Source organism: Nonomuraea sp. NPDC051191, from assembly GCF_044455665.1.
In the GTDB taxonomy this organism is placed as follows: domain Bacteria; phylum Actinomycetota; class Actinomycetes; order Streptosporangiales; family Streptosporangiaceae; genus Nonomuraea.
On record NZ_JBITEZ010000001.1, the window covers coordinates 792,706 to 805,637 of the forward strand.

At 71.8% G+C, this 12,932-nt stretch carries 12 protein-coding genes and 1 pseudogene; 7 read left to right on the forward strand and 6 right to left on the reverse strand.

Going from position 1 to position 12,932, the window contains the following annotated elements:
- The first annotated feature begins 35 nt into the window (after positions 1–35).
- Both ACIA8R_RS03870 and ACIA8R_RS03875 read left to right on the forward strand, forming a co-directional pair.
- The gene (locus ACIA8R_RS03870) at positions 36–1,154 is read left to right on the forward strand and encodes a GAF domain-containing protein (protein WP_397036382.1); all 1,119 of its coding nucleotides are present in this window, start codon (positions 36–38) and stop codon (positions 1,152–1,154) included.
- Positions 1,151–1,777 carry a response regulator transcription factor gene (locus ACIA8R_RS03875; RefSeq protein WP_357692540.1) on the forward strand — a complete coding sequence of 209 codons (627 nt, stop codon included), beginning with the start codon at positions 1,151–1,153 and terminating at the stop codon, positions 1,775–1,777. The genes ACIA8R_RS03870 and ACIA8R_RS03875 overlap by 4 nt, the downstream gene beginning before the upstream one ends.
- A gap of 8 nt (positions 1,778–1,785) precedes the next feature.
- On the opposite strand, the gene ACIA8R_RS03880 is transcribed toward ACIA8R_RS03875, so the two are convergent.
- The gene (locus ACIA8R_RS03880) at positions 1,786–2,289 is read right to left on the reverse strand and encodes a hypothetical protein (RefSeq protein WP_364082698.1); all 504 of its coding nucleotides are present in this window, start codon (positions 2,287–2,289) and stop codon (positions 1,786–1,788) included.
- Here ACIA8R_RS03880 and ACIA8R_RS03885 point away from each other — a divergent pair.
- Together ACIA8R_RS03885 and ACIA8R_RS03890 are read left to right on the forward strand one after the other, a co-directional pair.
- Positions 2,279–2,473 carry a hypothetical protein gene (locus tag ACIA8R_RS03885; protein WP_364082695.1) on the forward strand — a complete coding sequence of 65 codons (195 nt, stop codon included), beginning with the start codon at positions 2,279–2,281 and terminating at the stop codon, positions 2,471–2,473. The genes ACIA8R_RS03880 and ACIA8R_RS03885 overlap by 11 nt on opposite strands.
- Positions 2,474–2,639: 166 nt before the next feature.
- A complete protein-coding gene (locus ACIA8R_RS03890) occupies positions 2,640–5,357 on the forward strand; it encodes a protein kinase (protein WP_397036385.1) in 2,718 nt (905 codons plus the stop codon).
- A gap of 5 nt (positions 5,358–5,362) precedes the next feature.
- Here the strand turns inward: ACIA8R_RS03890 and ACIA8R_RS03895 are convergent, their stop codons facing one another.
- Entirely contained in the window at positions 5,363–6,079 is a 717-nt protein-coding gene (locus ACIA8R_RS03895; protein WP_397036387.1) for a hypothetical protein, read from the reverse strand.
- A gap of 68 nt (positions 6,080–6,147) precedes the next feature.
- Between ACIA8R_RS03895 and ACIA8R_RS03900 the strand changes: the two genes are divergently transcribed.
- The 3 genes and pseudogenes from ACIA8R_RS03900 to ACIA8R_RS03910 all read left to right on the forward strand — a co-directional run bounded on the left by ACIA8R_RS03900 (position 6,148) and on the right by ACIA8R_RS03910 (position 8,242).
- A complete protein-coding gene (locus tag ACIA8R_RS03900; RefSeq protein ID WP_364082686.1) occupies positions 6,148–6,936 on the forward strand; it encodes an ABC transporter ATP-binding protein in 789 nt (262 codons plus the stop codon).
- Positions 6,937–7,031: 95 nt separating this feature from the next.
- A pseudogene (locus tag ACIA8R_RS03905) lies at positions 7,032–7,958 on the forward strand (SPFH domain-containing protein).
- A 53-nt stretch (positions 7,959–8,011) separates the two neighbouring features.
- Positions 8,012–8,242, forward strand: coding sequence for a hypothetical protein (locus ACIA8R_RS03910; protein WP_352319104.1), 231 nt, complete (start codon positions 8,012–8,014; stop codon positions 8,240–8,242).
- Here ACIA8R_RS03910 and ACIA8R_RS03915 read toward each other — a convergent pair.
- The 4 genes from ACIA8R_RS03915 to ACIA8R_RS03930 form a co-directional block, all read right to left on the reverse strand.
- Positions 8,239–9,078, reverse strand: a complete 840-nt coding sequence (locus ACIA8R_RS03915) for an NAD(P)H-binding protein (protein ID WP_364082679.1) — start codon at positions 9,076–9,078, stop codon at positions 8,239–8,241. The genes ACIA8R_RS03910 and ACIA8R_RS03915 overlap by 4 nt on opposite strands.
- Before the next feature lie 29 nt (positions 9,079–9,107).
- Positions 9,108–9,929, reverse strand: a complete 822-nt coding sequence (locus ACIA8R_RS03920) for a Rieske 2Fe-2S domain-containing protein (protein ID WP_357692522.1) — start codon at positions 9,927–9,929, stop codon at positions 9,108–9,110.
- A gap of 120 nt (positions 9,930–10,049) precedes the next feature.
- Positions 10,050–10,661 (reverse strand): HD family hydrolase, encoded by a 612-nt coding sequence (locus tag ACIA8R_RS03925; RefSeq protein ID WP_397036390.1) that lies wholly within the window; start codon positions 10,659–10,661, stop codon positions 10,050–10,052.
- 1 nt (position 10,662) lies between these two features.
- Positions 10,663–12,861 carry a molybdopterin-dependent oxidoreductase gene (locus tag ACIA8R_RS03930; RefSeq protein ID WP_397036392.1) on the reverse strand — a complete coding sequence of 733 codons (2,199 nt, stop codon included), beginning with the start codon at positions 12,859–12,861 and terminating at the stop codon, positions 10,663–10,665.
- Positions 12,862–12,932 lie beyond the last annotated feature (71 nt).

The following is a 12,932-nucleotide window of genomic DNA, read 5'->3' on the forward strand; positions in this document are numbered from 1 at the left end:
ACCCCGCTCCCGGAGCGGGACCCTAGAGTGGGTCCGTGAGCTCACCGGACCGAGACGAGATCCTTCAGGCGGTGAGCTCCGCCGTGCTCGCGGTCACCCGCCACCTGTCGGTCCGCGAGGTGCTCCAGGTCATCGTACGGTCGGCGCAGCGCCTCCTCGACGCCCGCTACGCCGCCCTGGGCGTGCCCGACGACGACGGCTCGTTCGCCGAGTTCGTCGCCGAGGGCATGACCGACAAGCAGTGGGAGGCCATCGGCCCGCTGCCCAGGCAGCACGGCATGCTCGGCGCGATGCTCCGCGAGGGCACCCCGGCCCGGCTGCCCGACCTGCGGGAGGACCCGCGGTTCGAGTGGTGGCCGAAGGCCCATCCGGTGATGAAGGACTTCCTCGGCGTGCCGATCCGCGACGCCGAGCAGGTGATCGGCATCATCTTCCTGGCCAACAAGCGCACCCCCGGCGGCTTCACGCAGGAGGACCAGGAGCTGCTGACGCTGTTCGCCGCGCACGCCGCCATCGCGCTCACCAACGCCAGGCTCTACGAGCGCGGGCGCGAGCTGGCCATGCTGGAGGAGCGCAACCGGATGGCCCGCGAGCTGCACGACGCGGTCACCCAGAAGCTGTTCTCGCTCAGGCTGACCGCCCAGGCCGCCGCCACCATGCTGGACAAGGCCCCCGAGCAGGCCAAGGCCGAGCTGGAGCGCGTGCAGCGGTTGGCCGGGGAGGCGTTGTCGGAGCTGCGCGCGGTGATCGTCGAGCTGCGTCCGGCCGAGCTCGACCGCCACGGGCTGGCCGAGACGTTGCGCAAGCACGTGCGCCTGCTCGACCGGCTCCACCCTTCGCTGGTCATGTTCGAGTGCGACGAGCTGCCGCCGCTCGACCCGCCGGTGGAGGTGGCCGTGCTGCGGGTGGCCCAGGAGGCGCTGCACAACGCGCTCAGGCACTCGGGGGCCTCGCGGGTCTCCGTACGCCTGGTCTTCGAGGGCGGGGCGCTGGCGCTGACCGTCCACGACGACGGCGACGGCTTCGAGCAGGGCGAGTCGCGCGGCCTCGGACTCGTGTCGATGCGCGACCGGGCCGGGTCGGTCGGCGGTGTCATGACGGTCTCCTCGGCGCCCGGCCAGGGGACCACCGTACGCGTGGAGGTGGGCGTGTGATCCGGGTGCTGATCGCCGACGATCATCCGGTGGTCCGGCAGGGGCTGCGGACGTTCCTCGACCTCCAGGACGACATCACGGTCGTCGGCGAGGCGGCCGACGGCGCGCAGGCCGTCGAGCTGGCCGGCGAGCTGGCGCCCGACGTGCTGCTGCTCGACCTGAAGATGCCGGTGCTCGACGGGCTCGGCGCGCTGGAGCGCCTGACCGGCTCGGCCACGCGGGTGGTGGTGCTGACGTCGGTGAGCGACCGGTCCGACGTCGGCCCGGCGATGCGGGCGGGGGCCTCGGGCTTCCTCTACAAGGACGTCGATCCGTCCGCGCTGGTCCAGGCCGTGCGCGCGGTGCACAACGGACAGGTGCTGCTCGCGCCGGAGGCGGCCGAGGCGATGTTGTCCGCCCCGGCGGCCGCGTCCGCCGCCGCGCCGGGGCCGGCGCCGCTGACCGAGCGCGAGCGCGAGGTGCTCGCGCTGATCGCGGCCGGGCGGTCCAACAGGGAGATCGCGCGGAGTCTCGCCGTCGCGGAGAAGACGGTCAAGACCCACGTGTCGAACGTGCTGATGAAGCTGGGCGTCCAGGACCGGACCCAGGCCGCGCTGTACGCCGTACGGCACGGCCTGGCCTGATCAGCCGGTCAGGTGTCCTTCTTCTTGTTCGACTCCTCATGGCTGGCCGGCGGGTTGAACTCCTTGACGGGAGGCGGCGGCGTCCAGCGCTTCGTGGGCTTGCGCGGCGGCACCACGATCGTGGTCTTGGCGGTCCTGAGCCAGTAGTAGCCCTTGATGCCGAGGCGCTTGAGCTCTTCCTTGTCGATGTTCTCCATGCCCTGGTCGACGTCGTACGCGATGACGCCGAGCTTGGCGACGGCCACGCCCTTGGTGCCCTTCTTCATGGTGACCTGGAAGTTCAGCCAGTCCGTCTTGCCCTTCTGCAGGACGAACTTGCCCCAGCACCAGAACCAGCGGTCCTCCCAGGTGCACTTCGTGCCCTTCGGCGCCCCCCAGCGCAGCGTCGGCACGACGCCCTTGGGCACCTGCCCGCCGATCCAGTAATAGTCGGCGTAGTACGGCCCCAGGTTCTTCGCTTTGAGGTAGTACGTGATCTTTCCGCCACGTTTGGTGCGATTGTTGTACTTCAAGGAGATTTTGAAGTTCGAGAACGGCTTGGCCGCGACGGCTTGCGTCGTCGCAGTCGCAGCCGTAGTCGTGGTCACAGTGGTGGCCACAGTGGTGTTCGTCGCGGCCTCTGCCTGGGCCGGAGCCACCAAGGGCGCGGCGGCCAGGCCGCTGACTAAGAACAGGCTGAAGCTTTTGCGCATGTGACGGCTTCCCCCTACGGTGCTGGAAATCCTCGATCTTCTCCGTGATTATTGCGTAGGGCAAATTTTTCGCAAAGAGCGATGATCTTTCGTGACTTGGGATGGCTTGCGGGCGTTCGCATGGCTCATCACGCTTGCGATCGGGGGACTTAGCGCAAGGGGAGGACCAGGTGCCGGAGACGCACCCGTTACAGCCCGGCGATCCGCGATCGCTCGGCGTCTACCGGCTGGTGGAGCGCCTCGGGAAGGGGGCCCAGGGGGTCGTCTTCAAGGCGGAGGGGCCCGACGGGCAGATCGTCGCGATCAAGCTGCTGAACACGCTGCTCGACCAGCCAGGGCTCGACGGCGAACGTTTCCTGCGCGAGGTCGCCGCCGCGCGCCGGGTCGCCCAGTTCTGCACCGCGCGGGTGCTGGGGGCCAACATGGACGGCGAGCAGCCGTACATCGTGAGCGAGCTGGTCGACGGGGTCTCGCTCCAGGTCGTGGTGCAGCGGGAGGGGCCGCGCCAGGGCGGGGCGCTGTACCGGCTGGCCGTGGGCACCGTGACCGCGCTGGCCGCCATCCACCGGGCCGGGATCGTCCACAGGGACTTCAAGCCGAGCAACGTGCTGCTCGGGCCCGACGGGCCGCGCGTGATCGACTTCGGCATCGCCAGGGCGTTGGACTCGGCGATGACGATCAGCAGCGGGGTGGTGGGGACGCCGGCGTACATGTCGCCGGAGCAGATCTCGGGCGAGCGCGTGGGGCCCGCCGCCGACCTGTTCAGCTGGGCTCTCACCATGCTGTACGCCGCCACCGGGCGGCCCGCGTTCGGGCAGGACAGCCTGCCTGCGGTCATCTACCGGGTGATGAACGAGGAGCCGGACCTGTCGGTGCTGCCCGACGAGCTGCGGCCCCTGGTGCGGGCGTGCCTGCGCAAGCGGGCCGAGGACCGGCCGACGGCGGCGGACGCGCTGTTCGCCCTGCTGGAGAACCAGGGGGCGGCCGATCTGGACGACGAGGTCGCCCTCACCACCGGCTCCCAACTCGCCGCCGACCACCCCCACCCCACCCCCGCCCTCCCAACCCCCCCGGGCTCCACGCCTCCGGGGCCCACGCCTCCGGGTTCCACGCCTCCGGGTTCCACGCCTCCAGGCCCAACGCCTCCGGGGCCCGCGCTTTCGGGGGCTGCGCCTCCTGTGCACGCGCCCGGCGGCCCCGGAGGTGGGACGCCACAGGTTGCGCCGGCGGCGACCGGGTGGGCCAATCCGTCGGGGGCGTCCTACTCGCCGCCGCCTCCGGTGGCCCCTGCCGGGCGCCCGCCGGTCCAGGGCCTGCCCGCGCCCGGCGGGCCGGTGGCGGGCCCGCCCGCGCCTGGCGGGCCGGTGGCGGGCCCGCCCGCGCCCGGTAGGCCGATGGTGGGGCCGCCCGGGGCAGGGGGGTGGGTGCCCGGACCGGGGGGTGCCGGGGGGCGGTTCGAGGGGCCGGAGCGGGAGGGGGACACGCGGTACGTACGGCAGGCGCCCCCCGCGCCCTACGGCCCGCCCCGGCAGCTTCCGCCGCCCTACCCCATGGGCCCGCGCCCGCAGCCGCCCGGGAGTGGCAACGACGCGTTCTTCAGGCACACCCCCGCCGTGGTGCCGCCCGACGAGGCCAAAGCCAGGCGCAGGCGGGCGATCATGGTGTCCAGCGCGCTCGTCGTGGCGCTCGCGCTGGCCGGCGGCGTGCTGTTCCTGGGCCCGAGGATGTTCACCCCGAAAACCCCGCCGAGCCCCGACGCGGCCGGAGCCACCACGATCGCCCCGAGCCCCGGCCTGCCCACCGTCCTGCCCACGACCCGGTCCACGAGCCCGCCCGCGACCCAGTCCGCGAGCCCGTCCACACCGGCCCCGAGCCCCGCACTCACCCCCACCCCCACGCCCACCCCCGCACAGGCGATCCCGCTCGCCGCCCTGGGCAAGCAGGACGGCAAGTCGCTCAAGGGCCACACCAAGGGCGTCCAGACGATCTCGGCCCTGCCCATGGGCGACGGCCGGACCTGGCTGGTCTCCGGCGGCCAGGACGGCCGCGTCCGCCTGTGGGACCTCGGCAAGCGCAAGCCGCTGGCCACCATGAAGGGCCACAGCGAGGAGGTGTACGCCGTGGCCGCCGTCATGGTCGGCAAGACCCCCATGGCGGTGTCCGGCGGCTACGACGGCAGCGTGCGCCTGTGGAACCTCAAGACCCACAAGGGCAAGGTGCTCGGCTGGCACGGCGACGCCGTCTACTCGGTCGCGCTGACGAGGACGGGCGGCAAGTGGATCGCCGTGACCGGGGACGCCAAGGGCTGGCTGCGGTTCTGGGACGTGAAGAAGCGCAAGGCGACCGGCAGGATCGTCAAGGCCCACAGCAGGTCGGTGAACTGGCTCAACGCCACCCGCATCGGTGACCGCGAGATCGTCATCTCGGCCGGCGAGGACTCCACCATCCGGATGTGGGACGTGGCCCGTCACAAGGCGTACGGAAAGCCGTACAAGGGGCACACGAAGGGCGTGTACGCGATCGCGGTCGGCAGGATCGGCGACCGGACCGTGATCGCGTCCGGCGGGAAGGACCGGAAGATCCGGATCTGGGACCCGAAGACCGGCAAGACGATCGGCTCACCCCTGTCGGGTCACAAGAAGATCGTCTACTCCTTGTCCTTCGGCCCTCTGGGCGGGCGCACGGTCCTGGTGTCCGGCTCGACCGACGGGACCATCCGCCTCTGGGACCCCGACACCCACAAGCCGCTGGGCAAACCGGTCAAGGCCCACAAGCACGGCGTGTACGCGGTCGGGATCGTCCCCACGGGCGGTGACCCGGTCGTCGTGTCGGCCGGCAAGGACAAGGTCATCCGGGTCTGGAGGCCGAAGGAGGAGACCGGGTCCTGAGCCGCCTACGAGTTGCGTACCGGCTCGAAGATGGCGTGGTGGGCGGCCACGAGCGCGCGGCGGACGGCCCAGTCGAGGTCGCGCAGGGCCGCCGCCCCGGCCGCGACCTGGGACGAGGTGAGCCCGCGGTCGCCGGCCAGCACGAGCACGGCGGCCAGCCGGGTGGCCAGCGTGGAGACGCGGTGGGCGCGGGCGGGATAGCCGGGGGCCAGTTCGCCGCCGCTCTCGGGCCGGTCGGGACGGGCCTGGACGGGCCCGCCGACGCCGGTCAGCGCCTCGGTGGCGGCGCGCATGGCGGACGACAGCTCGTGCTCGGCCTCGGCCAGCGACGGCAGGTCCTGGCGTACCGGCCCGGCGTCGTGCACCTCCAGCCGCGTCCCCACGTAGGAGGACCCGCGCCGGTCGGGGACGGGCACCAGCCCGAGCCGCCGGTCGCGCAGCACGGCGACCGCGGCCTGCCCGGCGTCGAGCGCGGAGGAGTTGAACGTCGGGGGCCCCGACAACCCCAGCGGGTCGCCGGGCGCGGGAAGGGCGAGCCGGAACTCGTGCAGTCCGTCGGACCGCAGGTTTGCGAGGTATTTACGCAGCGGGACGTCACCGGCCACGACGGGCCCCGCGACGGCTTCCACGTGGTCAGCCGCCTCGTCGAGGCCGACATGACCGGAGAGCCACGCGTTGCCCCAGGCGACCAGTGAGGGACAGACAGGTGATTCAGGGCGCACCGATCCACGATAAGCGCTCGCCCTGCAATAGGTTTGTCCCGAGGGAGACTCCAAAGGAGGGAACGGGGATGGGTGGTCAGGTGCTGCGGCTCCAGGACGTCGCCGTCAGGCGTGACGGAGCGGCCCTGCTGCGCGGCATCGACTGGACGGTCAACGAGGACGAGCGCTGGGTCGTCATCGGTCCCAACGGCGCGGGCAAGACCACGTTGTTGCAGGTCGCCGCGACGTTGCTCTATCCGACCGAGGGCGTGGTCGAGGTGCTGGGCGAGCGGCTGGGGCAGACCGACGTGTTCGACCTGCGGCCGCGCATCGGGCTGGCGAGCGCCGCGCTGGCCGAGCGCATCCCGCCGGAGGAGAAGGTCATCGACCTCGTCCTGACCGCCTCGTACGCCATCATGGGCCGCTGGACGGAGGAGTACGACTCCAACGACGTGACCAGGGCCGTCGAGCTGATCGACATGATGGGCGCGGCCCACCTGATCCGGCGGCGGTTCGGCACCCTGTCGGAGGGGGAGCGCAAGCGGGTGCAGATCGCCCGCGCGCTCATGCCCGACCCCGAGATGCTGCTGCTCGACGAGCCGGCCGCCGGCCTCGACCTGGGCGGCCGTGAGGACCTGGTGCGCCGCCTGTCGGCGCTGGCGGGCGACTACCGTTCGCCGACGCTGGTGCTGGTGACGCATCACGTCGAGGAGGTGCCCAGCGGGTTCACGCACGGGCTGCTGCTCCGCCACGGGTCCGTCGTGGCGCAGGGGCCGCTCGAACACGTGATGACGGCCGACCACCTGTCCCAGACGTTCGGGGTGCCGCTGACGCTCGACCGGAGTGCCGAGGGCCGCTGGTACGCCAGGGCACACTGACCTCGCTGTATCGCCATTTATGCGGATATCGGTCGCCTAAAGGTGAAACGAAATATCATGCACCGAGTCGGTCCCCTCGACTTCGGAGCTTCGCCATGTCGACCGAGCAGCTCATCGTCGCCCTCGTCGTCGTCGCGGCGATGGGCTTCGTCGTGGCCCGCAGCATCCGGATCATCCCGCAGGCCACGGCGGCCGTCATCGAACGGCTGGGCCGCTACCACCGCACGCTGACCCCCGGGCTCAACGTGGTGATCCCGTTCGTCGACCGCATCAAGGAGCTGATCGACCTGCGGGAGCAGGTGGTCTCGTTCCCGCCGCAGCCGGTGATCACGTCCGACAACCTGGTCGTGTCGATCGACACGGTCATCTACTTCCAGGTCACCAACCCGAAGGCGGCCACGTACGAGATCGCCAGCTTCCTGATCGGCGTCGAGCAGCTCACGGTCACCACCCTGCGCAACGTGGTCGGCGGCATGGACCTGGAACGCACGCTGACGTCCCGCGAGGAGATCAACACCGAGCTGCGCGGCAGCCTCGACGAGGCCACCGGCAAGTGGGGCATCCGGGTCAACAGGGTCGAGCTTAAGGCCATCGACCCGCCCACCTCCATCCAGGACTCGATGGAGAAGCAGATGCGCGCCGACCGGGACAAGCGCGCCGCCGTGCTGGCCGCCGAGGGGCAGCGCCAGGCGGCGATCCTGGCCGCCGAGGGCGACAAGCAGGCGGCCGTGCTGCGCGCCAGGGGCGAGGCGGAGGCCGCCGTGCTGCGGGCGTAGGCCGACGCCGAGGCCCAGGCCATGCGGGCCAAGGGCCAGGCGGACGCGATCGGCGTGGTGTTCAAGGCCATCCACGACGGGAACCCCGACCAGCGGCTCCTGGCCTACCAGTACCTCCAGACCCTGCCCGAGATCGCCAAGGGCGACGCCAACAAGCTCTGGATCGTGCCCTCGGAGATGGGCAAGGTGCTGGAGGGGCTGGGCGGGCTGTTCAGCCCGCCCGCCGCGAAGGACCGCGACGGCTGATTCTCAAACACATGTACGGATAAATACCGGACTAAGTGGGTATAAATCCGTACATGAAGGGTGATCGGGTGGAGATCGTCATCGACGCGGGCGGCTCCCCGCGAACCTACGAGGTCACGGCCACCCGCGCGGGCCGGCGCGTCGAGGTGGCCAACCGGCGCGGACTGGTGGAGGTGAGCGAGGTCACCCGCAGCGGCACGCCCGTGCGGACGGCCCGCTTCATGTCCAGCCGGATCCTCGCCCTCGTGGAGCACCCGGCCGACGAAGCCGCCGGGGACGACTAACGGAAGTCCGCCACGTGGTCCTCGGCCCACTGGCGGAACGTCAGCGGGGGCCGGCCGAGCAGCCGCTGGACCGTGTCGGTCACCCGCTCGGGGTTGTGCACGGCCGCCCCCCAGCCCTTCAGCGCGCCCTCCACGAAGCCCGGGTCGCCCCAGGCGGCCAACAGGTGCTCGCGGGCCTCGTCGAGCGGCTGCTCCTCCCAGCGCACCTCGTGCCCGGCCACCTCGCCGATGATCCGCACCTGCTCGGCCTGGGTGAGCTGCTCGGGGCCGGAGAGCACGTACTTGCCGCCCGTGTGCCCGGCGGAGGTGAGCACGTGCGCGGCCACCGCGGCGATGTCCTTCTCGTGGATCAGCGCCCTGACCGCCTGCCCGAACGGCCAGCGCACGACCCCCTGCCTGATCTGGCCGGCCCAGCCCAGCGTGTTGGCCGCGAAGCCGCCGGGGCGCAGGAACGTCCAGGACAGCGTGGAATGCCGGATCAGCCGCTCGACGCTCTGGTGGAACAGCGTCGGCTCCTCGCCGTCGGCCAGGTCCTCGACGTCGGCGGACAGGTAGACCACGCGGCGGGCGTGCCTGGCGATCGCCGTCACCGCGCCGGCGGTCGCCGCCTCGGAGTAGCCGGGCCACAGCAGGAAGACGGTCTCGACGTCCCGCAGCGCCGGTTCGAGTGACTCGGGCACGGTCAGGTCGCCGCGCACCGCCTCCACGCCCGCGGGCAGCCGTGCCCTGTCGGGGTTCCTGACCAGCGCTCGCACCTCAAGGCCCGCCTCCGCGAGCTGGGAGACCACATGACTGCCCACGTTGCCGGTCGCGCCGGTCACCAGAATTTTGCTCATGGGCCCGACGGTAAGACCTCAAGTCGACTTCAGGTCAACCCCGGTCTTACCTGGATCGTGCCGTCGCGGCGGATGCGGGTCTCGAACATGGGCGCGGGGGCGGTCGCGGGACCGTGCTTCACCGAGCCGTCGGTCAGCCGGAACGTGCTGCTGTGCCACGGGCAGACCACGCACGCCTCGCCGTCCTCCATGACCAGCCGGCCCTGGTGCAGCGGGCCGGCGAGGTGCGGGCAGCGGTCGGCCAGCACGGTGACGCCGTCGCCCTGGCGCAGCACGAAGAGCTGGATGTAGCCGAGCCTGCGGGCGACCGGCCGGCCGTCCGGCAGGTCCTTGAGCGGGCACAGGTCGTGCCAGCCCAGCGGGACGAGATGGGTGATCTGCGGGGCGTGGTTGGCCCCGGCGGCCTGGCGGTAGGCCATGTGGCCGCCGAGGTAGCCCCCCAGCCCGCCCAGCCCGAGCCCCGCGTACGACAGCACCCGCCCGGCCCGCTCGGCGCCGCGCAGCCGGGCCACCAGCGAGGCCGACATCAGGCCCAGGGCGGCCATGTTCGCGGCCATGTGGACGAACCCCACGCGCTGTTGCTCGCGGTGGAGCGAGGACCAGTCGGTCAGCCCGGCCGCCGCGGTGGGCAGCGCGTTGGCGATGCCCGTGGCCAGGAGCAGCCTGCTCGCGCGGGGATCGGCGTGGGCCAGGTCGAGCACGGCGGCCGACAGCCAGCAGCCGAGCGTGACCGTGGCCAGCGGCGGGTGCAGCGGTTTGCCCGTGGGCACGCCGTGCAGCAGGTCGCGCAGGGCGCCCTGACGCAGGCGCTCGCGTACGACCTTGGCCAGCCCTCGGATCGGTTTGTCCATGGCCTTCGACTTCTCAAGTCGATCGGCGAGGTCAACCGGACCGACGAAACCCCGCAATTGCCGACGTCTCGCTCGCACTGTCTCTTTCACGACAAGTCCCCTACCCCGGCCTTGACGGGATCACTCGGAGAGGTGTCCCCTGGCCACGGAGAGTTCTACCAGCTCCAGCGCGTACGCGCCGAGGGAGGCCGACCCCTCCTGGATGATCCGCACCTTCTCCCTGACCTCGCCGGCCGTCACCTTGAACAGCGGCCAGGTGCCGCCCTCGGTGTGGTGGTTGGCCAGGATCGGCGCGAACCGGTCGAGCGCCTTGGCGAACCTGGCCTCCGGCGTCACCCTGGCCTCGAACTCGTCCCAGAGCTCCCGCAGCCGGGCGCCCTGCTCGCCGGGGAGCAGACCGAAGATGCGGTCGGCCGCGGCGGTCTCGGCGGCGGCCTGCGCGGCGACGGCCACGGGGTCGTAGACGAAGGTGTCGCCGGCGTCGATCTCGACCAGGTCGTGCACGAGTAACATGGCCACCACTCGCTGGAGATCCGTTCCCGGCGGGGCGTGCTCGCCGAGGACCATCGCCAGCGTGCCCACGTACCAGGAGTGCTCGGCGGTGTTCTCCCGGCGCGAACCGTCGATCAGATGGTTGCGGCGGATGACCCGCTTCAACTTGTCGATCTCGACGGCGAAGGCGATCTGGGCGTTCAGGCGGTCCTCTTCTGGCGCGATAGTCACGCGCGACACCCTAATGTGCGGTGATCACCCCGGTTGGTGAAATCCTGACCGGAACTCCGTTGAACACTGCGTTACCACTTGGGATATCCAGGGCGGATTCGTCCGTCAGCACGTTCACGTTGACCCCGGCGTGTTGCGCCGCCACCTGCTGCGTGCTGCCCGCGTGCCCCCAGCCGTGCGGCAGGCTGACGACGCCCGGCATGATCGTGTCGGTGGGCTCCAGCGTCACCGTGAGGCTGCCCGCGGCCGAGGTGACCACGGCCCTGCCGTCCAGGCCGAGCCTGGCCACGTCGGCGGGGTTGATCTGGAGCGTGCAGGTGTTCGACCCGCCGACCAGCGGGCCCACGTTGTGCAGCCAGCTGTTGTTGGACCGCAGGTGCCGCCGCCCGATCAGGACGATCTCCGGCGGCTCGTCCGCCAGCCTGCCGCGCAGGCGCTCGACGTCCTCGACGAGCTGCGGGGGAGCCAGCTCGATCAGGCCGGAGGCGGTCTTCAGCACCTCGGGCAGCCGGGGCTCCAGCGCGCCGAGGTCCAGGCCGTGCGGATGGTCGAGCAGCTTGCGCAGCGACAGGTCGCCCTGGCCGGACCACTCGCCGTACGGGCCGAGCCTGAGCATGAGGTCCAGCCTGCGCTCGCCGCCCGTCTCGCCGTCCAGCCCGGCCCGCAGCTCGGCCGCGTCCCGGCCTTCTACGCCGGAGCCGGGGGTCTGCGCGGCCTTGCGCAGCGTCTCGCCGATCAGGAACTCGTCCAGGTCCTCCGCACGCCCTTCCATGCCGGACGCGATCATGGCGAGCCTGGCCAGGATCTCGGCCTCGCCGGGCCGTCCGTCCAGTGGCAGCGCGGGGCGCGAGTAGCGGGCATAGTTGCGTACGGCGAACCCGAGCAGCGCGAAGTCGTAGTGCCCCGACTGCAGGACGCGCGGCGGCGGCAGGACGACGTGCGCATGCCGGGTGGTCTCGTTCAGGTACGGATCGACGCTCACCATGAAGTCGAGCCCGCCGAAGGCCGCGTCCAGCCGGTCGCCGTGCGGCGCGGACAGCACGGGATTGCCCGCGACCGTGACCAGCATCCTGACCTGGCCCTCGCCCGGCGTCTCGATCTCGTCGGCCAGCGTGGCCACGGGCAGCTCGCCGTTGGCCTCGGGCAGCTCCCTGACCCGGCTGCGCCACCGGCCCACCGTGTACGGCCGCCGCCGCGCCCCGAACTCGGTCGCCGGCTTGGGGAACATGGCCCCGCCCGGCCGGTCGAGGTTGCCGGTGAGCACGTTGAGCACGTCCACGAGCCACTGGGCCAGCGTGCCGAACTCGGTCGTGCACGTGCCGATCCTGGCGTACACGGCGGCCGTCCGCGCGCCGGCCAGCTCCCTGGCCAGCCGGACGATCGTCGTGGCCGGCACGCCGGTACGCCGGGCGACCGCCTCGGGCGGGAAGTGCTTGGCCGCCTCGCGCACCTCCGCCAGCCCGTTGACCTCCTGCCACGGCCTGGCCAGCTCCTCGGCGAACAGCGTGTGGACGATCCCGAACAGCAGGTACGCGTCCGTGCCCGGCCGGACGAACACGTGCTCGTCGGCCAGCGCGGCCGTCCTGGTCCGGCGCGGGTCCACCACGACGACCCGGCCGCCGCGCCGGCGCAGGGCCTTCAGCCGGCCGGGGAAGTCGGGGGCGGTGCACAGCGAGCCGTTCGACTCCAGCGGGTTGGCGCCCAGCATGAGCAGGTAGTCGGTCCTGTCCAGGTCGGGGACCGGCACGGCCAGCGGGTGGCCGAACATCAGGCCGCTGGCGACGTGCTTGGGCATCTGGTCGGCGGTGGCGGCGGTGTAGACGTTCCGGGTGCCGAGCGCCTTGATCAGCGGCCCGGCGTAGAGGGCGCCGGCCATGGTGTGGGCGTTGGGGTTGCCCAGGTAGATCGCGACCGCCTGACGCCCGTACCGCTCGGTGACCCGGCCGAGGCCCCGCTCGACGGCCGCGAACGCCTCCTCCCAGCTCGCCTCGCGCCACTGGTCGCCCTCGCGGATCAGCGGGCTGCGCAGGCGGTCGGGGTCCTCGTCCAGACGGCCCAGGCTCGCGCCCTTGGGGCAGATGAACCCCTTGCTGAAGGGATCGTCCCTGTCGCCGCGGACATCGGTGACGTGGCCGCCGTCGTCGAGGGTGAGCGTCAGGCCGCAGACGGCCTCGCAGAGCGGACAGGTCCGGTGGACGGTCGACGTCATCACGACTCCTGAGTTCGCCGGGTGAACTCATCTTGGACCGTCTCGTCCGCATGGGGAAGCCCCGGGAGCCC